The following is a 22,939-nucleotide window of genomic DNA, read 5'->3' as shown; positions in this document are numbered from 1 at the left end:
GACGCTACCGGCTCGGAGGTCTGTCGGGGTTCGGCACCATCGTGCTGGCCCGGACCACCAGGTCGACCTCGAGCTCGGAGTGGACCGGCTCGCGGTCGCCGGGCTCGGCGTCGAGAAGACCGAGCAGCAGCCCCGCCGCCTGCGTCGCCTGGGCGCGCACGTGCTGGTCGACGGTCGTCAGCCCGAAGACCGGGCCGAGGTCGTGTCCGTCGATGCCGACGACGGACACGTCACGCGGGACGTCGAGCCCGAGGTCGCGTGCCGCCGTGATCGCGCCGATCGCCATCTCGTCGGAGGCGGCAAAGATCGCCGTGGGGCGCAGCCGGGGATCGCACAGCAGCCGTTTGGCGGCGGCGTACCCCTCGGCCATCGTGAAGTCACCGAGGACGAGCAGCTCCGGGGCAGGCGGGATCCCTGCCTCGCTCAACGCGTGCGCGTACCCGCCCTGCCGCGTGGTTGCGAGGTCGAAGTCGCCCGGCCCCTCCCAGCCGAGGTGGGCGATCCGTTCGTGCCCGAGCGCGATCAGGTGCTCGGTCGCGAGCCGGGCGGACGCGAAGTCGTCGATGCTCACGGTCGAGACGCCGGGCATCACGCCGCCGATGCACACGACGGGCGTGCCGACCCGCAGCAGGTCCGCACGCTCGGCGTCGTCGAGCTCGAGCGAGACCGCGAGGAGGCCGTCGACGCGTTTGCGCAGCAGGAAGTCGCTGAACACCAGGTCGCGCTCACGCTTGCCGCCGCCGAGGTAGTAGAGCGTGAGGTCGTACCCCTCGGCGGCGAGCACGGTCGACGCCGTCTCGATGACGGTGCTGAAGAACCACCGGTTGACCCAGGGCACGACCAGGCCGACGTTCTTGCTGCGCCCGGACGCGAGACTGGCGGCGTTGTACGAGGCGACGTAGCCGAGCTCGCGGGCGGCCTGCGCGCTGAGGGTGCGTGCGGTCTCGGAGACATGCCCGCGCCCGCTGAGGGCCCGAGAGACGGTAGCGACCGAGAGGCCTGCCCGCTCGGCGACCTCCTTGATCGTCACCGCCTTGCTCGACACCGCCTCACGCCCCCTCAGGGGTGGGCTCGCCCGCAGGACGCAGACGAAGCCACACGGTCGCGTCGGACGTGAGGTGTCCGTCGACCACGGCGTCGGGGGTGCTGGCGAGGAGGACCTCGTGACCGTCGACCGGGACCGGGTCGGAGGAGAGGTTTGCCAGCACGAGCACCTCCCCGTTCACGAGTCCGAGCACCGCGTCATCGGTGCGGGACCACGCTAGCGAACCCGATCCGAGCCCGAGGGACTTTCTCAGGTCGAGCGCGGCCGTGTAGAGCGACAGCGTCGAGGCCGGGTCACGTCGCTGCACGTCCCGGGCGTACGAGGCCCACTGCGCCGGCTGCGGGAGCCAGCTCTCGCCGGTCGCGTTGAACCCGTACGCCGGCGCGTCGGCCTCCCACGGGATGGGGACACGGCAGCCGTCGCGGCCGGTCACCGCGCCGCCGCTGCGGAGGAAGTACGGGTCGCGGCGCTGCGCGGCGGGGATGTCGAGCACCTCGGGCAGCCCGAGCTCTTCCCCCTGATAGAGGTACACCGCGCCCGGCAGGGAGAGCATCAGGAGCGCGGCCGCGCGCGCACGACGCTCACCTCGTACGGGGTCGAGGCCGGTGGCCTCCGTGATGCCGTGCCCCGTCTCGACCGACCCGGCCGGCAGCGCGAAGCGTGTCGCGTGCCGGACGACGTCGTGGTTGGAGAGCACCCACGTGCTCGGCGCTCCCACTCCCCCGAACGCCGCCAGCGACTCGTCGATGACCGCACGCAGCGCACGGGCGTCCCACGGCGTGTGGAGGTAGGCGAAGTTGAAGGCCTGGTGCATCTCGCGCGGGCGCACCCACTTTGCGGCCCGGGTCAGCGGTGTGACGTTCGCCTCGGCGCACAGGATGCGGTCGGAGCCCCACGTCTCCAGGCGAGCACGCCAGCGCTCGTAGATCCGGTGGACGCCGGGCTGGTCGAACATCGGCGCGTCCTCGCCCGGGAAGCCCGGGCTGCTCGCGCCATCGGCCCTGCCACCCCAGTTCGGAAGTCCTGGCGCCTTCACGAGCGCGTGCGCCACGTCCACCCGGAAGCCGTCGACACTGCGCGCGAGCCAGAAGTCGAGCACGTCGTCGAAGAACGCGAGGACCTCGTCGTTCTCCCAGTCGAAGTCGGGCTGGGTGGGGTCGAACAGGTGGAGGTACCACTGGCCGGGGAGGCCGTCCGCCTCCGTCACCCGCGTCCACGCCGGGCCGCCGAAGTGCGAGCGCCAGTCGTTGGGAGGCAGCTCGCCGGACTCTCCCGCGCCGTCGCGGAAGACGAAGCGGGCACGCTCGCGGCTGCCCGGTGCCGCGGCGAGCGCGGCGGCAAACAGCGGGTGGTCGCTCGAGGCGTGGTTGGGGACGAGGTCGATGATCACCCTCAGCCCGAGGGCGCGCGCCTCACCCACCAGCAGGTCGAAGTCGTCGAGCGAGCCGAACATCGGGTCGACGTCGCAGTAGTCGCTCACGTCGTACCCGCCGTCACGCTGCGGCGAGGGGTAGAAGGGCGAGAGCCAGACCGCGTCGACGCCGAGCTCGGCGAGCGACGAGAGGTGTCGCGTGATCCCGCGAAGGTCACCCGTGCCATCGCCGTCGCCGTCGGCGAACGACCGCGGATAGACCTGGTAGACGACGGCATCACGCCACCATCCACCCCGCTCCGTACGATCCTCCGTGGCCGCCGGCCCGTCGATCCGAGGCGCAACCTCGACCGCCATGCTCTCTCCTCCGTCGTGTCGAACGTCACTGAATTGGAAGCGATTACAACACATCTCCGCGACGCTCTCCAGCACGAGCCTCCGAAGCTGGTGGCGCCCTCCCCTGAAAAACCAGGGCACTGACCAGCCCGTTATCGAAATGTTGCGAGCATGTTTCGCCGCGCCTCTTGCCGAGCACGGCGTATCTGACCTAGAAATGGAAGCGATTCCACACCTTGAAGGGAGCACCATGCTGGTGAACTCGAGGGGCGCACTCACCGCAGGCGTCCTCGCCGCGGCATCCGCCCTCCTGCTGAGCGCGTGCGGCGGCTCGGCAGAAGACGACAAGAAGGACGGCGACAGCGGCGCCACCTCGACCCTGTCCATGTGGGTCGACGCCGAGCGTGCGCCCGCCCTCAAGGACGCCGTCGCGTCCTTCAAGGAGGACAAGGGCGTCGAGGTCAAGCTCGTCATCAAGGACTTCCAGGCCGCTCGCGACGACTTCATCACCCAGGTCTCCGCCGGCAAGGGCCCGGACCTGATCGTCGGCCCGCACGACTGGGTCGGCAAATTCGTCCAGAACGGCGTCGTCGCGCCGCTCGAGCTCGGCGACAAGGCCTCGCAGTTCGAGGACGCGGCCGTCCAGGCCATGACGTTCGAGGGCAAGACCTACGGCCTGCCGTATGCGATCGAGAACGTCGCCCTGGTCCGCAACACCGCGCTGCTCCCCGAGCCGACGGCGACGATGGACGACGTCGTCGCGGCCGGCAAGAAGGTCGTCGACTCCGGCAAGGCGAAGTATCCGTTCCTCGTCGGGCTCGACCCCAAGCAGGGCGATCCCTACCACCTCTACGGCATCCAGACCTCGTACGGCGCTCCCGTCTTCGAGCGCAACGCCGAGGGCGACTACGACCCGACCAAGCTCGGTCTGGGCAACCCCGGCGGCGTCGAGTTCGCCAAGGACCTGGCCGCGTGGTCGAAGGCCGGCGCGTTCAACGCCAACATCACCGGCGACATCGCCAAGGATGCCTTCAACAAGGGCGAGTCCCCGTACTTCCTCACCGGCCCGTGGAACATCCCGGACATGCAGAAGGCCGGGATCGAGATCGCGATCGACCCGATCCCGACCGGTGGCTCCGAGGCAGCCACCCCGTTCATCGGCGTCAACGGCTTCTTCATCAGCGCCAAGGCGAAGAACGCGCTCGCGGCGAGCGAGTTCGCGCTCAACTACCTCAGCACCGAGGACGCCCAGGACGCGCTGTTCGCCCAGGGCGGGCGTCCGCCGGCCCTGAAGGCGTCGTTCGAGAAGGCGGCGTCCGACCCGATCGTCGCGGCGTTCGGCGAGATCGGCAAGACCGGCGCTCCGATGCCCGCCATCGCGCAGATGGACGCGGTCTGGGCCGACTGGGGCGCGACCGAGCTCGACATCATCAAGGGCAAGGCCAACCCGGCGCAGGCCTGGCCGAAGATGGTCACCAGCGTCCAGGCGAAGGTCGCCGGCTGACCTCGTCCTGACGGCCGGGGAGCGGGTCCTCCGCTCCCCGGCCGCCCTGACTTCCCCCGTACGTTCCCCAGGAGGGGCCTCACCTCATGACGCTCACCGACGAACCCCGCACCGAGGGCTCGGGATCTCCGGACCAGCGACCGGGCCGTCGTGGCCCGTGGGCGTGGTTGAGCCGTCCGGGCGAGACCGACGGGCTCGTCGGCATCCTCGTCAAGATCGTGCTGCTCGCGGTCGTCGACGCCTTCGCGCTGTACGCGGTGTTCCTGCTCGCCGCGCAGGACGAGTGGCTCGTCCTCGCGATCGGCGTGGTGCTCACCGTCGCGGTCAACGTCGTCTACTTGCGCCGAGACGGCCTCCCCGCGAAGTACCTCGCTCCCGGCATCGTGCTCCTGCTGGTCTTCCAGGTGTTCGTGATGGTCTACACCGGCTTCATCGCGTTCACGAATGCCGGCGACGGCCACCTCGGGAGCAAGGACGACGCGGTCGCAGCGATCTCGACGAAGGGCCAGGAACGGGTTCCCGACTCCCCCCAGTACCAGCTCTCCGTGCTCGAACGCCGCGGTGAGCTCGCCTTCCTCCTGACCGCTCCCGACGGAGCGGTCACGGTCGGTTCGTCCGACGAGCCGCAGGAGCCCACCGACGACGCCGAGACCGATGGTTCGGGCAAGGCGGTCGGCCTCGACGGCTACACGTCGCTCTCGTTCGAGGAGCTGCTCCAGCGCCAGGACGAGATCCTCGAGGTGGCGGTCCCGGTCTCCGACGACCCGGCCGACGGCAGCCTCCGTACGGCCGACGGCAGCAGCGCGTACGAGTACCGCTCCCACCTCCGCTACGACGCCGCGACCGACAGCGTCACGGACACCACGACCGGGGTCGTCTACCGCGACGAGGGGGACGGCGCCTTCGTCTCCGCCGACGGCGACGAGCTGGTGCCCGGATGGCAGATCAACGTCGGCTTCGACAACTTCCGCCGGGCGGCCGAGACCCCGCAGCTGCGCGACTCGCTCGTGTCGGTGATCGCGTGGACGTTCGTCTTCGCGACGCTGTCGGTGGTGCTCTGCTTCGGCCTCGGACTGTTCCTCGCGACCGTCTTCAACGTCGCGCGGATGCGGGGCAAGAAGTTCTACCGGGTGATGCTGATCCTCCCGTACGCGTTCCCCGCGTTCCTGTCCGGTCTCGTCTGGTCGGGGATGCTCAACGCGGAGTTCGGCTTCATCAACCAGGTGCTGCTCGGCGGCGCCGATATCGAGTGGCTCACCGACCCGTGGCTCGCGCGCTTCAGCGTGCTCTTCGTGAACCTCTGGCTGGGCTTCCCCTACATGTTCCTCGTGTGCACCGGCGCGCTCCAGTCGATCCCCGACGAGATGAGCGAGGCGGCACGCATGGACGGCGCGAGCCCCTGGAAGGCGTTCCGCGCGGTCAAGCTGCCGCTCCTGCTCGTGTCGGTGGCACCGCTGCTCATCACGACGTTCGCCTACAACTTCAACAACTTCAACGTGATCTACATGCTCACCCGCGGCGGCCCTCGCTTCGAGGACACCGCCAACGACGTCGGCGCGACCGACCTGCTGATCACGATGGTCTACAAGGTTGCGTTCGGAACGGGCACGGGCCGCGACTACGGGCTCGCGAGCGCGCTGGCGATCATCATCTTCGTCGTCATCGGTGTGATCTCCGCGCTGCTGTTCCGCCGTACGAAGGCACTGGAGGACATCCACTGATGAGCACCGTCCCCGCACCACGCCGCCGTACCTTCCGTCGGTGGTTCGCCACGCTCGGCTGGCGACACGTCATCGGCATCGTCGTCACCGCGTACGCCGCGTTCCCGCTGCTGTACGTCCTGTCGGCCTCGCTCGACCCGTCCGGCACGCTGGCCGGCAGCAGCCGTTTGTTCGCCACGATCGACCTCAGCAACTACCGCGAGCTGTTCACCGACCCGTCCCGGCCGTACGGCAAGTGGTTCGTCAACACCCTGGTCGTCGGCGGCATCACAGCCATCGGCACCGTCTTCCTCGGCGCACTCGCGGCGTACGCGTTCTCACGGATGCGGTTCACCGGCCGCCGCTTCGGGCTGATGTCGCTGATGCTGATCCAGATGTTCCCGCAGATGCTCGCCGTCGTCGCGATCTTCATCCTCATGTCGACGATCGGTGACGTCTTCCCCTCGCTCGGGATCGGCACACACGCCGGCCTGATCCTCGTCTACCTCGGCGGCGCGCTCGGTGTGAACACGTACCTCATGTACGGCTTCTTCAACACCGTGCCCGTCTCGATCGACGAGGCCGCGAGGCTGGACGGGGCGAGCCACGCGCAGATCTTCTTCGGGATCATCCTGCGGCTTGTGACGCCGATCCTCGCGGTCGTCGGGCTGCTCGCGTTCATCACGGCGACGAGCGAGTTCGTGATCGCGAGCGTGTTCCTGACCGACCCGGACCAGCAGACGCTCTCGGTCGGGCTCTTCGGCTACGTCTCGGAGCAGACGTCGACCAACTGGACGATCTTCGCCGCCGGCGCCGTGCTCGCGGCGATCCCGGTCATGGTGGTCTTCCTCGCCCTGCAGCGCTACATCGTCAACGGGCTGGTGTCCGGCTCGGTGAAGTAGCCGGTCCGGGTCTGGGAAACCGCAGGACGAGGTGTGCGGCGACGCCGGCGACCAGCGCCCAGAACGCCGCGCCGATCCCCGCGACGGTCACGCCGCTGGCCGCCACGACGAAGGTGATGACGGCGGGCTCGCGGCGTACGGTCGCCGACATCGCGGCGTGCAGCGAGGCCCCGAGCGTGCCGACGAGCGCGAGCCCGGCCGCGGCCTCGACCACTCCCCGCGGGGCTGCGGCGACGACTGTGGCGAGCGCGGTCGAGAGCAGCGCGATGACGAGGTACGCCCAGCCGGCCGTGTGCGCGGCGAGCCACCGTCGTCTCGGGTCGGGCCCTGCCTCGGGTCCCGCCGCCAGCGCCGCGGTGATGGCGGCGAGGTTGATCGCATGACCTCCGGCGGACGCCCCGAGGAGGGTGCCGACTCCGGTCGTCGCCATCGTCGCGCGCCACGGGACGGTGAACCCGTACGACGCCATCACGGCGACGCCGGGGACGTTCTGCGCGGCCATCGTCACGACGTACAGCGGCAGCGCGATCCCGACGACGGCCTGCCACTCCAGCGACGGAGCCGTCCACACGAGGTGAGGCAGGAGCGGCCCGTCGAGGCTGTCGCCGTTTTGCGCGAGCCAGAGCGCGACGACCGCCATCGTCACGGCGAACGCCGCCGGCACGGCCCAGCGCGGCGCGAGGCGCAGCAGCACGAGCCACGTGACCACGATCGGCGCGACCATCCACGGGCTGGCCGCGAGGCCCCGGACAGGTTCGAGGCACAGCGGGAGGAGCACCCCGGCGAGCATCGCGTGCGCGACCGGGGCCGGGATGCGTGCGACGATCCCCCCGAGCGCGGGCCATGCCGCCGTGGCCACGATCAGCAGCCCGGTCACCGCGAACGCGCCGACCGCGGCAGGCCAGCCCCCGTCGGTCGCGGCGGCCCCCGCGAGCATCGCCGCGCCCGGCGTGGACCACGCCAGCGTCAACGGCATCCGATAGCGCCACGACAGCACGATCATGCCGACCGCTTGCGCGACGCACAGGACCAGCAGGCCCGACGCCGCTTCCGGCCCGGACGCCCCGACGGCGCGCAGCCCCGCGAGGACGACGGCGAACGAGCTCGTGAACCCGACGAGCGCCGCCACCACGCCCGCGACGTACGGCTGCCGTCCGGGCACATCCGACCTCGTCATCGCCGTCTCCTCGCGCGTTCTGCATACGGAACGTTCTGTATACGGAACTGTACGGGCTAGGGTGGCCCCCATGTCCAGTCCTCCCGATCCCGCCGCGCGGATCGGCGCGCGCGTGCGCGACCTACGGGTGCAGCGCGGGCTCAGCCAGTCGGCGCTCTCTCGGGCGGCGCAGATCGGCAAGGGCTCGCTCTCGGAGCTCGAGGCAGGCCTGCGCAATCCGACCATCGCCACGCTGTACGCCCTCGCGGGCCCGCTCCACGTCCCGCTCGCGGCACTGCTCGACGACGCCGTCGGTGCCGAGGTCTCCGGCGACGGGCTCACCGCGCACCTTCTCGACGTCCGGGTGCGCGACGGCGCGACGGTCGAGACGTACGCGATGCGTTTCGAGCCCGGCACGATCCGGCGCTCCCCCGCGCACGGCGACGGCGTCGTCGAGCACCTCGTGGTGACCTGCGGGCGCCTGCGCCTAGGCCCCGACGATGCACTGCAGGATGTGGCGACCGGCGAGCACGCGAGGTTCGTCGCCGACCGTCCCCACGCGTACGAGGTGGTGGGCGACGACCAGGCCGAGGCGGTCCTGGTGATCCTCACCCCGCCCCGAACTCCATCGCGTGAGACGGCCTCCTCTCCCTAGACTGACCGGATGAGATCAGGCATCGACAGCAGCGGGATCGACAACGACGTCCGGGTGCAGGACGACCTGTTCCGACACGTGAACGGGAGCTGGCTCGCCACCGCCGAGATCCCGGCCGATCGCGCGGTCGCCGGATCGTTCATCACCCTCGTCGACGAGGCCGAGGCCGACGTCCGCGCGATCGTCGAGGAGTGCCAGCAGGCTCCCGGCAACCCGGCTGGGTCGACCGTCGATGACGAGGCGGCCAAGATCGGTGCGCTCTTCACCAGCTTCATGGACACCGAGCGGGTCGAGGCGCTCGGTGCGACGCCGCTGGCCGACGACCTCGCCCGCGTCGACACGATCAGCGACCTCCATGACGTGGTCGAGGCGATCGGCCGCCTCGAGCGCCTGGCGGCGTCGAGCGTGTTTGGCATGTACGTCGGACCCGACAGCGGCAACCCCGACCGCTACATCGTCACGATGCTCCAGGGCGGCCTCGGCCTTCCTGACGAGGCGTACTACCGCGAGGAGCAGTTCGCGGCGATCCGCGAGGCTTACAAGGGGCACCTCGCGACGATGCTCACCCTCGCCGGGCTCGACGACGGCCAGGGCCGCGCCGCTCGCATCTACGCGCTCGAGGCCCGGCTCGCCGCCGGCCACTGGGACCGCGTCGCCAGCCGTGACGCCGTCAAGACGTACAACCTCACGGCGCTCGACGAGCTCCAGCTGCTGACCCCCGCTCTGGACTGGCGTGCCTGGGCTGCGGCCGCACGGTTCGACGTGGCCGTGCTGGCCGAGGTCGTCGTCGCGCAGCCCTCGTACTTCGAGGCGCTGTCCGAGACTCTGCGCGGTGAGGACGTCGAGGCGTGGAAGGACTGGCTGCGCTTCCGCCTCGTCAGCGCCGCCGCGCCCTACCTGTCGAGCGCGTTCGTCGACGAGAACTTCGACTTCTACGGCCGCACGCTCTCGGGCACCGACGAGCTGCGCGCCCGCTGGAAGCGCGGCGTCGCGTTCGTCGAGGGTGCGATCGGTGAGGGCGTCGGCCGCCTCTACGTCGAGCGCCACTTCCCGCCCACCGCAGCCGCGCGCATGGACGAGCTCGTCGCCCACCTCGTGGCCGCGTACGAGCAGAGCATCCGCGACCTGTCGTGGATGAGCGACGTGACCAAGGAGCGCGCGCTCGAGAAGCTCGCGTCGTTCACCCCGAAGGTCGGCTTCCCCAAGACGTGGCGCGACTACGACGCACTCGTCGCCGACCCGTACGACCTCCTCGGCAACGTCCGCCGCGCCTCCGACGTCGCCACCGACCGCGAGCTGGCCAAGATCGGGAAGCCGATCGACCGCGACGAGTGGCTGATGACCCCGCAGACGGTCAACGCCTACTACAACCCCACGATGAACGAGATCGTCTTCCCGGCCGCGATCCTCCAGCCTCCGTTCTTCGACGCCGAGGCCGACGACGCCGTCAACTACGGCGGCATCGGCGGCGTGATCGGCCATGAGATCGGGCACGGGTTCGACGACCAGGGCTCCCAGTACGACGGCACCGGCGCGCTGCGCAACTGGTGGACCGACGACGACCGTGCCGCGTTCGACAAGCTCACCGGCTCGCTGATCGCGCAGTACGACGCGCTCTCGCCCGACGGCGCGGACGGCCAGACCGTCAACGGCGCGCTCACGATCGGCGAGAACATCGGCGACCTCGGTGGCCTCGGCATCGCGCTGAAGGCGTACCACCTCTCGCTCGGCGGACAGGAGCCCCCGGTCCTCGACGGCCTCACGGGCGTGCAGCGGTTCTTCGTGTCGTGGGCGCAGGTCTGGCGGGGCAAGGCGCGTCCGACCGAGGTCGTGCGCCGCCTGACGATCGACCCGCACGCGCCGCCGGAGTTCCGGTGCAACCAGGTCGTCCGCAACGTCGACGCCTTCTACGACGCCTTCGGGCTCACCGATGACGACGCCCTGTGGCTGGACGTCGATCAGCGCGTGACGATCTGGTGAGCACGCCCGCACACTCGCCCGAGCGGGTCGCGAGCATCCAGCGCCGTACGGTCGGCGTGCTGTCCGGCGCGCAGGTCGTCGGTGGCCTGGGAGCAGGGGCCGCGCTGTCGGTCGGGGCGCTTCTCGTCAGGGACGTGTCGGGGTCGTCGGCATGGGCGGGGCTTGCGACGACGATGCTCACCCTCGGCTCTGCCCTGCTCGCGTTGCCGCTCGCCGCGCTGGCCTCGGCCCGCGGCCGCCGTCCGGCGCTTGCGACCGGCTGGCTGCTCGCGGCCGCAGGCGCACTGGTCGTGGTCGCGGGCGCCCAGCTCGACGCGACGTGGCTGATCCTCGCCGGTCTCTTCGTGGTCGGCGCCAACACCGCCACCAACCTCCAGTCGCGCTACGCCGCCACCGACCTCGCCCAGCCCCTCCACGTCGGGCGGGCGCTGTCGCTCGTGGTGTGGGCGACGACGATCGGCTCCGTCATCGGGCCCAACCTCACAGAGGTCGGCGCACGCACCGCGGACATGCTCGGCATCCCCGACCTCGCGGGCCCGTTCGCGATCGCGGCCGTCGGGTTCGCCGCCACCGCGGTCCTGACCGGGTTGGCGCTCGTCCCCGACCCCCTGCGCGTCGCCAAGTCCCTGCGGCCCGATGTGGTCGACGGGGTCTCGACGCGGCCGCGCATGCGCGACGCCTGGCCCGTCCTGCGTGCCAACGCCGCCGCGCGGACCGGCGTCGTCTCCGTCGCCGGGGCACATGCGCTCATGGTGGCGGTGATGGCGATGACGCCCGTCCACATGGCCGACCACGGATCCAGCCTCACGATCATCGGCCTGACGATCAGCCTCCACATCGCGGGGATGTTCGCACTCTCGCCCGTGATGGGCATCCTCGCCGACCGCTGGGGACGCGGACGCACGATCGTGCTCGGCCAGGCGCTGCTGCTCCTTGCCACCCTCGTCGCCGGGACCGCGGGTGAGTCCGAGACACGGATGATCGTCGGACTGACGCTGCTCGGACTGGGATGGTCCGCCTCGACGATCGCTGGCTCCTCGCTGATCGCCCAGGCGGTTCCCACCGAGATGCGGCCGCCCGTGCAGGGTGCCTCCGACTTCGTGATGAGCCTCGGCGGGGCGCTCGGCGGGCTTCTCGCCGGCGTCATCATCGCCATGTGGGGGTTCGGACCGCTCAACCTCGTCGCGGCCTTCCTCACCGTCCCTGCGATCCGGATGGTGAGGGCAGGACGGCACCACGTGGCCCGTCCCGGCAGACTGGTCCCGTGACCTCGACGACCGACGACGCGCACTCCACCAAGGGCGCCTACGTGCACAGCGGTGAGGACTACAGCCGCGACATGCGCTACCTCACCACCCGCATCACCCGAGACGGCCGCGACGGCTATCGGGTCGAGCCCGGCCGCTACCGGCTCGTCGCGGCGCGCGCGTGCCCCTGGGCAAACCGAGCAGTCATCGTCCGCCGGCTCCTCGGCCTCGAGGACGCGATCTCGATGGGGCTGTGCGGACCGGTCCACGACGCCCGCAGCTGGACTTTCGACCTCGACCCCGGCGGCGTCGACCCCGTGCTCGGGTACGAGCGGCTCCAGCAGGCCTACTTCGCCCGCGACCCTGACTATCCGCTCGGCATCACCGTTCCGGCGATGGTCGACGTCCCCACCAGGGCGGTCGCGACCAACGACTTCGACCAGATCACCCGTGACCTCTTCTTCGAGTGGGCCGACTTCCACCGCGAGGGGGCGCCCGACCTGTGGCCCGAGGACCTGCGCGACGAGATGGAACCCGTGATGAAGCGGGTCTTCACCGAGGTCAACAACGGGGTCTACCGCTGCGGCTTCGCAGGGTCGCAACATGCCTATGACGCCGCGTACGACCGGTTGTGGACCGCGCTCGACTGGCTCGAGGACCGCCTCGCGACCCGGCGCTACCTGATGGGTGACACGATCACCGAGGCCGACGTGCGGCTGTTCACGACACTGGCGCGCTTCGACGCCGTCTACCACGGGCACTTCAAGTGCAACCGTCAGAAGCTGGCCGAGATGCCGGTGCTGTGGGCGTACGCCCGCGACCTGTTCCAGACCGCCGGGTTCGGTGACACGATCGACTTCGACCAGATCAAGGCGCACTACTACGTCGTCCACGCCGACATCAACCCGACGCAGATCGTGCCGAAGGGCCCGGACCTGTCCGGCTGGCACACCGCGCACGGACGCGAGGAGCTCGGCGGCCGCCCGTTCGGCGACGGCACGCCGCCCGCGTCCCTAGCGGCGGGCACCCTGGCGGTCTGACGCAGCCCGCTCACGGTCTGCAACGTGCTCGCAACCCTTGTCACAGCCACCCTGGCGCGCCTACGGTCGTGTCTCAGGCCGCTGGGGGGCGGCCGTGACGCGGGGGAGCGCGTATGAAGCACGACATGCCGTGGGGGCCATCGCCCGCCTTGGGCCACTTCACGTACTGGCCACGTACGGACACCTGGGTCTTCTCCGAGGAGCTCTGCGCGATCTTCGGCTTCGCGCCGTCGATGCAGATCACCTCCGAGGTCGTCCTCGACCACCAGCATCCCGACGACGTCGCACGCACTCGTGCGCTGATCGCGACGCGGGGGCTCGGCGACGAGACCGGTTTCAGCTACCAGCACCGGATCGTCGACTCCTGTGGCTTCGTCCACGAGGTCGTGGTGGTCGGCAGCGACCGCGAGGATCCGGACGGGCACGACCCGATCACGGAGGGGTTCATGGTGGACCTCAGCCAGGCCGGCGGCCACCCGCAGCGCAGCACGCCGATGGTCTCCGTCGAGTTCGACCCGGTCGATCTCGTGATCACGCAGTGCCCGCACTGCCCGAAGTGGTGGGCCGAGGTGACCGCGAGCGACGACGGCACCGTCGTACGGGAGTGGCACGAGCCGTTCTGCCCGGAGGTCCTGCGCTGGACGGCGCCCGACCCGGCGCTGCTCACCGCCAAAAGCACAGGGGTCCGGCTGCTACGGTAGCCGCCGTGCCCGACTCCGCTGCCCCACGTCCTCGCCACCCGACCCTCGCGGAGTACCGGGCGATCGCCCAGCCGCCCGAGGTCCGGGCGCGGCGCAGCGCGGAGCACTGGGTCGCCGACCTCTATCTCCGCGACATCTCGCCGTACGTGAGCCGACCGCTGGTCAGGCTCGGGCTCAGCGCGAACGCGGTGACGGGCCTGATGATCCTCAGCGGCTGGCTCGCTGCCGGATCGCTGCTCGTGCCCGGCCTCGTCGGGGTCGTCCTGGCCGTGTTCTTCGGCCAGCTCCAGATGCTCCTCGACTGCGCGGACGGTGAGGTCGCGCGATGGCGCGGCACCCTCTCCCCCGCCGGCACGTTCCTGGACAAGATCGGCCACTACACCACCGAGTCGCTGATCCCGATCGCGCTCGGCGTACGGGCGGCCGGCGGGCTGCCGGACATGTCCGACCACTACGGCTGGACGACGCTCGGCGCACTCCTGGCGGTCGTCATCCTGCTCAACAAGTCCCTCAACGACTTCGTCCACGTCTCGCGCGCCTTCTCCGGGCTCCCCCGGGTCGCCGACAGCGCCGAGGCCGCCGCCCCGCGCCCCGGACTCGTCGCCACGCTGCGTCGGTGGGCACGCTTCGTGCCGTTCCACCGGCTCTACCACTCGGTCGAGCTCACGTTGTTCGCTCTCGCCGCTGCCGTCGTCGACCTCCTCGCCGGCGACGCATGGGGAGGTCTCGCGGGGACACGCACCCTGGTCGTCGTGCTGCTGCCGCTGGCCCTGCTCGCCGTGGTGGGGCACTTCGTGGCCATCATGGCGTCGTCACGGCTTCGAGCGCCGACACCCTGAGCCGACTCCCTGAGGAGTGCGGAGACGGCACCTGCCACGACGGTAGGCTGTCCGGCGTGCACCGGATCCGTCGCCTTGGCCAGGTCGCGCGCCGAGGGGGTGCGCTTCTCCGCAACCGGCTCGACCGCCGGTCGTTCACCGCACGCTGCAACGACGACCCGGCGGCCCTGGACGCACCGGTCGCGCTCTACTTCGCCGACGGCCCCGAGAACCTCTACCAGCTCCACCAGTGGGACCGTGTCCTCGCCGCGCTTCCCTGGCCCGTGGTCGTGATCGCGGCGCGCCCTGACACTGGGCGTCGCGTCCTGGACGAGACCTCGCTGCCCGTGTTCTTCGCGCCGGGCTCGTCGTACCTCGAGGCCCTCGTCGCCCGCGGAAGGCTGCAGGTCGTCGCCTACGTCAACCACCTCCCCCTCAACTTCCGCATGCTGCGCTTCGCGAGCCCCGTCCACGTACACCTGGGCCACGGTGAGAGCGACAAGGACTCCAGCGTCACCAACCAGAACAAGGCGTACGACCGGGTGCTCGTCGCCGGCGCGGCCGCCCGTGCGCGGATCGCCGGCGCCCTTCGGGAGTTCGACGCCGCCGCGCACGTCCGCGAGGTCGGGCGGCCGCAGCTCGATCTTGACTATCCCGGCGCGCCGGGCTGGCCCGACGACGGCCGCACGAGGGTGCTCTACGCACCGACGTGGGAGGGCGACCGGGCCAGCATGGCGTACGGTTCGGTGGCGTCGCACGGCGTCGCCCTCGTCCGCTCCCTGGTGGACGACCCGCGCTATCGCGTGATCTACCGGCCGCACCCCCGTACGGGCGTCCAGGACCCCTCGTACGCGGCTGCCGACCGCCGCATCCGCGCCCTGCTCGCAGAGCGAGGTTCTGACCACCTCGTCGACACGGGCCCGTACGGGTGGCAATGGGCCTTCGCGGACGTGTGCGTCACCGATCTCTCCTCGGTCGCCTACGACTGGCTGGCGACGGGCAAGCCGATGCTCGTGACCGTCCCGACCGAGGCTCGCACCACGCTGCCGCCCTCGCTCTTCCTCGACGAGGTGCCGCGACTGGAGGCGGCGGACGCGCCGCACGCGGCCGCGATCCTCGACCGGCCGTGGCCGCGCGAGCGGATGCGCGAGCTGTCGGAGGCCTACTTCGGCGACACCGCGCCGGGGGCGAGCACCGCCCGTTTCGTGGCGGCGCTCGACGAGGCGATCAGGCTCGCATCCGTACCGGTCGGACCAACCTCCGCAGCCGGCCCCGCAGACGAGGACTGAGAATCCGGCCCCGGACCGAGGAGACCGACGGCTCGCCGACCACCGGCGGGAACGACTTGCGGGCGATGCGCCGGTCGAAGTCGTCAGCCGACTCACCCGGGTCGAACACGTGGCGCAGCCCGTGTCGGTGCAGGAAGTCCGAGTAGCGCCCGAACCGCTCCGCGTGCCCATCGACCAGCGGCTGCCAGTCCGCCTCGGCGTGCAGGGCGACCGCGTCCACCCCGTTCACGTCGACATCGATGCGCCGGTGCGGGATCTCGTGGTAGCGGGCGAGCTCGAGCGTGCGCGCGTCGTGGGTCAGGACGTACGCCGGGGTCCCGGCGAGCAGCGCGGCGATGTTGCCGTGGATGCGGGTGCCGTAGGAGAAAGGGAAGCGGGCGAGCGCCTCCATCCACGTCGTCGAGTCGAGAGGGAATCGCGCGCGCCCCTCGGCGATCAGCGGGTGGTCGGGGTGGACGGGAAGCCGGAGATCGGCGCCGGGACGGTCGACCTGGCCCTCGAGCAGGAGCGCGAGCGTCCGGATGTCCTGGGCGAAGTAGACCAGGCCGGGATAGCGCGCGACCTGGTCCTCGACCACCGGGGCCATCTGCTTGAGGTACGGCGACAGGTTGAAGGCGATCGGGCCTGCGGGATCGAGGTGGCGCCCGGGGTCGCGGAGCGGAAGCGTGTCGCCGTGGAGGAACATCGACGGGCAGCCGATCACGTCGACGTGGTCGCCGCCGAAGCCGAGCCCCGCGAGGTATTCGGCGGTCCACTCGCCCCGGACCCCGATCGAGGGAGAGTGGTCGAGCACGGCGCGCATGAAGCGCGTCACGGCGTCGCCGACCTGGCGCGGCGCGCGTACGCCCTCGCCCACAGCAGACTGCACTCCGACGCCGACCACGGTGACGGGGATCGAGAGCTTCTCGATCGTCTCGGTGATCGCGTCGAGGTTGGGGAGGAACCGCTTGCGGAAGGCGTTGGCGAGCGGGATGACGACGTGGTCGAACCGCTCGTCGATCTCCTCAGGGCCTAGCGTCCGGGCGTGGTTGAGGCGAGCGATCTGGATCGTCGCCTCTGATGTGGACAGCGTCCGCTGGACGGCATAGCTGAACAACAGGTTGCCGACGTTGTCGCCGACGAGGTTGCGCGCGAGGACCCGGTCCGCCGCCGGCGTCGTGAACGGGTTGCGGTGGGCCCGCAGAAGCACCTGGGTCACAAAAGTCTCCTAAAGTGATCTACTAACTCACGAGGAAGCCTAGCCCCCAGGCCCCGTGCATCGTGACCATGGCGACCGGCAGACGGACTCGGGCCGCGGCGTCGAGGTCACGGCCCTCCCACAACGACGCGGCCGTCACACCCGCCAGGTAGACACCAGGTGCCGCGAAACCGAGCAGCAGCCACGGCGTCGTGAAGATCCCCGCGAGGCCGAGCGCGAGCCCGAGGACGGACATGACGACGACCGCGGGCGGAGCCAGGTAGCGCACCGACGCGGTGTCGGGGTGCTCTTTGATGACCCGTCGACGCCAGCCGCCGGTACGGTACTGCTGCTGGGCGAACGACTTCCACGTCTCGCGCGGGTGGTAGGTGACCGCAAGGTCCGGCAGGAACCACACCGTCTCCCCCGACTCGCGGAGGCGGTGGTTCAGCTCCCAGTCCTGGGCCCGGACGAAGTGCTCGTCGTACCCGCCGACCTTCTCGAGCGCACTGCGGCGGAACGCCCCGAGATAGACCGTCAGCTGCGGTCCTGGGGCACCGCCGGTGTGGAAGGCCGCGCCGCCGATGCCGAAGCGCGATGACATCGTCCGCGCGACGGCTCGCCCGAAAGCCGTCGTCCCGCGCGGCGCCATGCGGCCACCCACGTTCGCGGCACCGGTGTCCCTCAACGCCGTGACCACCCGCGTCAGGTAGTCGGACGGGAAGAGCGCGTGCCCGTCGGCACGGACCAGGTAGTCGTGACGCGCGGCACCGATCGCGGCGTTGAGCCCTTGCGGCGTGAGCCCGGTCGGGTTGTCCACGATCGTGACCGAGGGATGCTCCGCGGCGAGCGCGTCGGCGATCTCGCGCGTGCGGTCCGCGGACGGCCCCACCGCGACGACGACCTCCAGCTCGCCGGCATAGTCCTGGAGGAGGATGCGCTCGACACACTCGGCGAGGTCACGCTCCTCGTTGCGCACGGTCATGAAGACCGATACGGGCGGCATGACCGACGCCGGCACCATGGCCTCGTCACTCATCGGCGCAGTGCTCATCAGCGCAGCCCTTCATCGAGCGGACCGGCGTCGATCAGGCGACGTCCGGCAGTCAGGAACCCGTCGGCATAGGTGCCGGCAGGGAAGTCACCCAGGTAGTAGACGCGCGTTTGCTCGCGCACCTCGACCAGCGGGTCCTCACCGAGCATCGCGTCGAGCGCGGGCTCGAGATCGGAGATCGCACCGTCGACGACGTAGGCCGCACGTGCCGCGGGGGCCTCCTCTCGGAGCACCTCCGACGAGCGGCCGACGGCGATCATCGCGAACGGCTTCTGCGACTGGAGGTAGTCGGAGACAACGGCCGAGACGTCGGAGACCATCGCATCCGAGGCGTTGAAGCAGTCGACCACCGACATGTGCAGCTCGGCTGCATCTCCCCAGACGTGCTGACGCCCGGTACGGGCGCGGTCCGCGTCGAGCAGCGCACCGATCTTGGCGATCGTCCGCGTCGCGTCCGGGAAGCGGTAGTTGAACGGGTGCGACCGGAAGATCACCCGGACGCCGCGCTTGAGCAGCGCCCGTACGATCTCCTCGCCCCGAGGCAACGAGTAGACCTCGGAGTCGGCGTACGGACCACGCCACGTCGGGGCGTACAGGACCGTACGGTCGGTCAGGTCACCGATCGCTCCGCGTGCCGGCCTGATGTCCTCCACCTGCGGACGCCCGACGATCTCGAACTTCTCCCGCGGGATCTCGACACCGTGACGCGCATAGCGGTCGATGCCCGCCTGGCCCGCGGCAAAGATCCGGTCGTAGATCGCGTGCACGGGATTGTAGCAGGCGGGCTTCTCGGAGTCACCGTGGTTGAGCCAGACGTGGACCATCTGGCGACGCTCGATGAAGTGCGTGTTGTTGGGGGCGTTGTTCACGTAGAAGGCCGCCCGCATGCTCGGGACGATCACCTCTTGAAGGCTGCGGATCGACGGGCGGTGGATCACCGGCGCGGACGTGAGGCCTTCCAAGGCCCGGAACATCGTCAGGTTGCGCGTCACCACGACGAACGGGCGACCGAGTCGTTCGAAGTACGGGATCCACATGCCGACCTGGTAGCGCGCCCCGACGTTCGAGCCGAAGTAGACGGTGAACTCGGGCGCCTGCTCCTCGAGCGTCGCGTACAGGCGGTCCTCCGCGTCGACGCACCGGTGCACCCTCCGCAGGCCGCTGGCGAGTGCGAGCACCACCGCGACGAGGCACGCAGCCGCGACCAGCACGAGGACCGGCGTCAGGCCCGCCGCCGCGGCGAGCCATGCGACGACGACGGCTGCCGCGCCGACGACGCCGACGACGCCGCGCGGCACCACCTCACGGACATCGACGTTCAACGAAGGCAGGTTGCGCGCCTCCAGCCCGACCCGCTCCCAGCTGTCGAAGACGGTCGTCTCCACGGACGTCGAGGCGGCCAGCACCGCGAGCGAGACCGCAACCATCCACGAGCTGCCGTGCCAGTCGAACCACGCCACCACCAGCGCCAGGACAAGCAGCAGGCGGGACATCTGGAGAGTCCCGGCGATCTGCTGGAACTTTCGGTTGCCGGGGCGTGCACGCCGGTGCAGGACCACGAACAGCGCCATCGTCACCAGCGCGCCGCCGAGCGACAGCCCCCGAGGCGCGCCGAGCAGCGCGGCGACGAAGGTGAGCAGGGCGAGGCCGCCGGTCGTGACGTCGCGTGCAGCGACGGCTAGCTGGCGGCGTACGGCACCGAGGGTGAGCTTGACTCCGGCGTCGTCGGTCTCGCCTACCGCCGTGTCCTCGACCAGGGTGCCCGTACGGCGGTGGTCGATGACGTCGCGGGCGCGGTCGACGAACACGTCGGCATAACCCTCGGCCGGGAAGTCGCCGAGGTAGTCGTTGCGGACCGCGCGCCTCTCCAGAGCGAGCGGGTCGCTGCCGAGCATCGAGTCGAGCGCGGACGAGACGTTGGACGCGTCCCCCTCGATCACGTACGAGGCCGCGGCGATCGGGTAGTGGCCGACGAAGTCGCGACCGTGCTCCGTCATCGCTGTCATCGCGAACGGCTTGCCGGAGAAGAGCCAGTCGACGACCACGCTCGACACGTCAGAGACCATCGCGTCGGCGGCATTGATGCAGTCGAAGATCGACATCGTGCGCTCGGCACGCTCACCGAAGACGTGCGCGCGTCCGGTGCGTTCGGCGTCCTCGCGGAGCATCTGATGGATCGTACGGATGGTGTCCGTGTCGGTCTCGAACCGGTAGCTGAACGGGTGCGGCCGGAAGATCACCGTCGCGCCCCGCTCCAGCAGGGCGCCGACGATGGCGGTGCCGATCGGCAGCGAGTGGTAGGCCGTCTCGTCCACGTGCCCGCGCCAGGTCGGCGCATAGAGGACTGTCGGCTGTGCCGGAACCGGCCCGTCCACACGCGTGACGCCTTCGACCTGCGGACGGCCGACGACGTCGAACGTGTCGCGAGGGATCGACACCCCATGGGCGGCGTAGCGACGCACCGCCGCCTCACCCGCGGCGAAGATCCGGTCGTACATCGCGTGCGTCGGGTTGTAGGACGACGGCTTGTCCGAGTCGCCGTGGCCGAGGAACACATGGGTCAGCCGGTGGTGCCGGACGAAGATGCTGTTGCCCGAGGAGGCGTTGACATAGAACGCGGTCGTCAACGACGGGGTGACCACGTCGTCGAGGTCGCGTGAGCCGTGCCGCATCACGATCGGCAGGTCGGTGTGCTCGGCGAGCAGCTCGGCCGGGTAGTTGTGACGCGTCACGATGAGGAACTTGCGCCCGGTGCGTCGCAGGTAGGGCAGCCACATCGTCACCTGGTGCGAGCCGTCCTCCGGCCACGCCGTGTAGACGACCGCGTCGGGCGCGTACGCGGTCAGCGCGCCCGCGAGATCGGCCTCGATCCGTCGTCCCGCGCGCATACGGACGACGGCGTTGAGTCCCATGACGATGTCGGGGCCGGCAGCGACCAGCGTCACCGCGGCCCACCACCACGGAGAAAGCCCGATCCCGGCGGTGACCGCGCCGAACGCGAGCGCGCCCAGGTGAGCGCCGGTCGCCGCGGACTCGAGGTCGATCTGCTTCGGCGCCGGTGTCAGACCGGGAACGTTCGAGACGAAGGTGACGCGGTACTGGCGTGCTTGGCCCAGCACCGGCTCCAGCACGACGACGCCGATGCTCATCATGGCCGCGAGCGCAGCGACCCACGCCGAGGCGTCGCTCCACGCCACGAAGCACACGGTGACCGCCGCGCCCACCATGCCGCGCAGCGCGCCGCCGTGGCCGAGCAGGACTCGCTCGACGTTGGGTGAGAGGTCGTCGCGGTGCACGAAGCGCCAGCCGTCGTACGCCAGCGCGGCGATCACGACAAGGAGGACCGTGACGACGACGGGTTCGACGACGCCGGCCAGCGCGGCAGCCGCCGCCAGGACGACCGCCGCGGCGGTGGTGAGCTCGGTGGCAGCGTCGCCCGCGCGGGCCGCCATGACGCGTGCGGCCTCGGGGGGCGCCAGACCTGGGTCAGCCATTCGTGATCGCAGCCGGGCCATTCTCGCGGCGGATGTCGATGACGTGGCCCGTCTGCGACGAGAGGAGCACGTCGAGCGACTGGCGCGCGACCTCCTCCGAGGACAGCAGCGTGCCCGCGGGCTCCTCGCCGAACGCCTTCGTGCGCATCGGGGTGCCCGTGCGCTCGGGGTTCACGCAGTTCACGCGCACGTCGCCGGCCCACTCGTCGGCCAGCGCCTGGGTGAGGTTCACCACGGCTGCCTTCGCCGAGGAGTACAGCGAGTAGCCCGAGCGGCCACGGGTGTACGAGGAGGAGGTGAAGAGAAGCAGCGAGCCCGACGATGCCGCGAGGTGGGGGTAGAACTCCTGGGCGATGAAAATCGGACCGAGGTAGTTCACCTCGGTCGCGTTGTAGATCGTCTCCTCGCTCGTCTCCGCCAGCGGTGCGATCGGGAGGACGCCCGCGGTGTTGACGACGTAGTCGACCCGTCCGGTCTTGGCGAGGACGGTCTCGGCAGCGGCGCGGACGTCGGCGCGTCGCTCGACGTGGGTGTCGGTGCTCGAGCGCGCGAACGTGAAGACGGTCGCGCCTGCGCGCTCCGCGAGGGCGGCGATGTCGCCACCGATGCCGTACGAGCCGCCGAAGACGACGACAGTCTTGCCCTCGAGCGCGGCGGCCTGTTGGACGTCGGTGAGGGCCTCCGGACGCTCGGCGGACGCCAGTTGGAACAGCTTGTCGGCGATGTAGACGTCGATCGGCTCGGTGACCTTCATGTTGCGCTCGTGACCGTCGACGACCGTGATCGGGACATCGGGCGTGTAGCGCAGGACGACGGTGCAGTCGTCGGTCGCGACGAAGTCGGGGTCTTGCGTCGCCTTCGCATAGGCGGCACGGATCACCGAGAGACGGAACGCTTGCGGGGTCTGCCCGCGCCGCAGGAGGTGGCGCGGGAGCACGTCGGCGATGGTGTCGGAGTCCTCGTGGACCGCGACGATCGTGTCGGCCGACGGGATGACGGTGTCGACAGCCTCGTACTCGCCGAGCGCGGCGACGACGTCCTCGATGATCGTCTGCGACACCAGCGGGCGCACGGCGTCGTGGAGGAGGACGTTGCACTCCTCGTCACCGAGGGCGTCCAGCGCGCGCTGGGTCGTGGCGTTGCGGGTGTCGGCGCCCTCCAAGATCTGGGTCACCTTGTCGTACCCGCCGTTGCGGACGATGCTCCGCACCGGGTCCAGGTGGCCCGGCGTCATCAGCACCACGATCTCGTCGATCAGAGGGGATGCCTGCATGACCGCGATCGTGTGCTCGATGATCGGCTTGCCCGCGATCTTGATCAACTGTTTCGGGATCGACAGGCCGACCCGGGTGCCGGTGCCGCCGGCCAGCACCACGGCCACGTTTCGCATCGTAGTCACGACCTAGAGAGTAACTTGTGGCACGAACCCGGAGCCGGAGGGTATGCGTGGGTTCCAGGACCCTCACACG

17 protein-coding genes are annotated in these 22,939 nt (G+C 70.4%); 10 read left to right on the top strand and 7 right to left on the bottom strand.

Annotation, left to right across the window (positions count from 1 at the left end):
• Window positions 1-4: 4 nt before the first annotated feature.
• Window positions 5-1,045 carry a LacI family DNA-binding transcriptional regulator gene (locus tag ACFSDF_RS11770; protein ID WP_208322500.1) on the bottom strand — a complete coding sequence of 347 codons (1,041 nt, stop codon included), beginning with the start codon at window positions 1,043-1,045 and terminating at the stop codon, window positions 5-7.
• Between the two features lie 4 nt (window positions 1,046-1,049).
• Window positions 1,050-2,774, bottom strand: coding sequence for a glycoside hydrolase family 13 protein (locus tag ACFSDF_RS11765; RefSeq protein WP_167007856.1), 1,725 nt, complete (start codon window positions 2,772-2,774; stop codon window positions 1,050-1,052).
• A 364-nt stretch (window positions 2,775-3,138) separates the two neighbouring features.
• Here ACFSDF_RS11765 and ACFSDF_RS11760 point away from each other — a divergent pair, with 364 nt between their 5' ends.
• The 3 genes from ACFSDF_RS11760 (at window position 3,139) to ACFSDF_RS11750 (ending at window position 6,859) form a co-directional block, all read left to right on the top strand.
• Entirely contained in the window at window positions 3,139-4,257 is a 1,119-nt protein-coding gene (locus ACFSDF_RS11760; RefSeq protein WP_208322536.1) for a sugar ABC transporter substrate-binding protein, read from the top strand.
• A gap of 86 nt (window positions 4,258-4,343) precedes the next feature.
• Window positions 4,344-5,978, top strand: a complete 1,635-nt coding sequence (locus ACFSDF_RS11755; RefSeq protein WP_167251958.1) for an ABC transporter permease subunit — start codon at window positions 4,344-4,346, stop codon at window positions 5,976-5,978.
• On the top strand, window positions 5,978-6,859 hold the full coding sequence (locus ACFSDF_RS11750; RefSeq protein WP_167251959.1) for a sugar ABC transporter permease: 882 nt from the start codon (window positions 5,978-5,980) through the stop codon (window positions 6,857-6,859). Before ACFSDF_RS11755 ends, ACFSDF_RS11750 begins: the two co-directional genes overlap by 1 nt.
• On the opposite strand, the gene ACFSDF_RS11745 is transcribed toward ACFSDF_RS11750, so the two are convergent.
• Window positions 6,828-8,036 carry a benzoate/H(+) symporter BenE family transporter gene (locus ACFSDF_RS11745; RefSeq protein WP_377157610.1) on the bottom strand — a complete coding sequence of 403 codons (1,209 nt, stop codon included), beginning with the start codon at window positions 8,034-8,036 and terminating at the stop codon, window positions 6,828-6,830. The genes ACFSDF_RS11750 and ACFSDF_RS11745 overlap by 32 nt on opposite strands.
• A gap of 70 nt (window positions 8,037-8,106) precedes the next feature.
• Between ACFSDF_RS11745 and ACFSDF_RS11740 the strand changes: the two genes are divergently transcribed.
• From ACFSDF_RS11740 to ACFSDF_RS11710, 7 genes are all read left to right on the top strand, one after another.
• A complete protein-coding gene (locus ACFSDF_RS11740; RefSeq protein WP_167007844.1) occupies window positions 8,107-8,670 on the top strand; it encodes a helix-turn-helix domain-containing protein in 564 nt (187 codons plus the stop codon).
• Between the two features lie 9 nt (window positions 8,671-8,679).
• Window positions 8,680-10,650 (top strand): M13 family metallopeptidase, encoded by a 1,971-nt coding sequence (locus ACFSDF_RS11735; protein WP_377157608.1) that lies wholly within the window; start codon window positions 8,680-8,682, stop codon window positions 10,648-10,650.
• Window positions 10,647-11,918, top strand: coding sequence for an MFS transporter (locus tag ACFSDF_RS11730; RefSeq protein ID WP_377157606.1), 1,272 nt, complete (start codon window positions 10,647-10,649; stop codon window positions 11,916-11,918). Before ACFSDF_RS11735 ends, ACFSDF_RS11730 begins: the two co-directional genes overlap by 4 nt.
• Window positions 11,919-11,989: 71 nt before the next feature.
• Complete coding sequence (locus tag ACFSDF_RS11725; RefSeq protein ID WP_208322534.1) at window positions 11,990-12,937, top strand: glutathione S-transferase family protein; 948 nt, start codon at window positions 11,990-11,992, stop codon at window positions 12,935-12,937.
• 113 nt (window positions 12,938-13,050) lie between these two features.
• Window positions 13,051-13,638: a hypothetical protein gene (locus ACFSDF_RS11720; protein WP_167007837.1), complete on the top strand. Its 588-nt coding sequence runs from the start codon at window positions 13,051-13,053 to the stop codon at window positions 13,636-13,638.
• A 5-nt stretch (window positions 13,639-13,643) separates the two neighbouring features.
• Entirely contained in the window at window positions 13,644-14,477 is an 834-nt protein-coding gene (locus tag ACFSDF_RS11715) for a CDP-alcohol phosphatidyltransferase family protein (protein ID WP_167007835.1), read from the top strand.
• Window positions 14,478-14,533: 56 nt separating this feature from the next.
• Window positions 14,534-15,745 carry a CDP-glycerol glycerophosphotransferase family protein gene (locus ACFSDF_RS11710; RefSeq protein WP_377157604.1) on the top strand — a complete coding sequence of 404 codons (1,212 nt, stop codon included), beginning with the start codon at window positions 14,534-14,536 and terminating at the stop codon, window positions 15,743-15,745.
• Here the strand turns inward: ACFSDF_RS11710 and ACFSDF_RS11705 are convergent.
• The 4 genes from ACFSDF_RS11705 to ACFSDF_RS11690 are packed head-to-tail and all read right to left on the bottom strand — an operon-like array spanning window position 15,684 to window position 22,860.
• Window positions 15,684-16,943 (bottom strand): polysaccharide pyruvyl transferase family protein, encoded by a 1,260-nt coding sequence (locus tag ACFSDF_RS11705; RefSeq protein WP_377157602.1) that lies wholly within the window; start codon window positions 16,941-16,943, stop codon window positions 15,684-15,686. The genes ACFSDF_RS11710 and ACFSDF_RS11705 overlap by 62 nt on opposite strands.
• 22 nt (window positions 16,944-16,965) lie before the next feature.
• Entirely contained in the window at window positions 16,966-17,976 is a 1,011-nt protein-coding gene (locus tag ACFSDF_RS11700) for a glycosyltransferase family 2 protein (protein ID WP_243843094.1), read from the bottom strand.
• A complete protein-coding gene (locus ACFSDF_RS11695) occupies window positions 17,976-21,470 on the bottom strand; it encodes a CDP-glycerol glycerophosphotransferase family protein (protein WP_167007826.1) in 3,495 nt (1,164 codons plus the stop codon). Before ACFSDF_RS11695 ends, ACFSDF_RS11700 begins: the two co-directional genes overlap by 1 nt.
• Window positions 21,463-22,860, bottom strand: a complete 1,398-nt coding sequence (locus ACFSDF_RS11690) for a bifunctional cytidylyltransferase/SDR family oxidoreductase (RefSeq protein ID WP_167009231.1) — start codon at window positions 22,858-22,860, stop codon at window positions 21,463-21,465. Before ACFSDF_RS11690 ends, ACFSDF_RS11695 begins: the two co-directional genes overlap by 8 nt.
• Window positions 22,861-22,939 lie beyond the last annotated feature (79 nt).

This window comes from Mumia zhuanghuii (assembly GCF_042681565.1).
GTDB lineage: Bacteria > Actinomycetota > Actinomycetes > Propionibacteriales > Nocardioidaceae > Mumia.
The sequence above is the reverse complement of the archived record's forward strand: the minus strand, read 5'-3'. Positions and strand labels throughout refer to the sequence as shown.

Bases quoted from the DNA above. Each gene is read 5' to 3' on its own strand.
- ACFSDF_RS11720 (WP_167007837.1), top strand. From the start codon at position 13,051: ATGAAGCACGACATGCCGTGGGGGCCATCGCCCGCCTTGGGCCACTTC.
- ACFSDF_RS11695 (WP_167007826.1), bottom strand. From the start codon at position 21,470: ATGGCTGACCCAGGTCTGGCGCCCCCCGAGGCCGCACGCGTCATGGCG.
- ACFSDF_RS11725 (WP_208322534.1), top strand. From the start codon at position 11,990: ATGCGCTACCTCACCACCCGCATCACCCGAGACGGCCGCGACGGCTAT.
- ACFSDF_RS11735 (WP_377157608.1), top strand. From the start codon at position 8,680: ATGAGATCAGGCATCGACAGCAGCGGGATCGACAACGACGTCCGGGTG.
- ACFSDF_RS11765 (WP_167007856.1), bottom strand. From the start codon at position 2,774: ATGGCGGTCGAGGTTGCGCCTCGGATCGACGGGCCGGCGGCCACGGAG.
- ACFSDF_RS11750 (WP_167251959.1), top strand. From the start codon at position 5,978: ATGAGCACCGTCCCCGCACCACGCCGCCGTACCTTCCGTCGGTGGTTC.
- ACFSDF_RS11760 (WP_208322536.1), top strand. From the start codon at position 3,139: ATGTGGGTCGACGCCGAGCGTGCGCCCGCCCTCAAGGACGCCGTCGCG.
- ACFSDF_RS11740 (WP_167007844.1), top strand. From the start codon at position 8,107: ATGTCCAGTCCTCCCGATCCCGCCGCGCGGATCGGCGCGCGCGTGCGC.
- ACFSDF_RS11700 (WP_243843094.1), bottom strand. From the start codon at position 17,976: ATGAGCACTGCGCCGATGAGTGACGAGGCCATGGTGCCGGCGTCGGTC.
- ACFSDF_RS11690 (WP_167009231.1), bottom strand. From the start codon at position 22,860: ATGCGAAACGTGGCCGTGGTGCTGGCCGGCGGCACCGGCACCCGGGTC.
- ACFSDF_RS11755 (WP_167251958.1), top strand. From the start codon at position 4,344: ATGACGCTCACCGACGAACCCCGCACCGAGGGCTCGGGATCTCCGGAC.
- ACFSDF_RS11745 (WP_377157610.1), bottom strand. From the start codon at position 8,036: ATGACGAGGTCGGATGTGCCCGGACGGCAGCCGTACGTCGCGGGCGTG.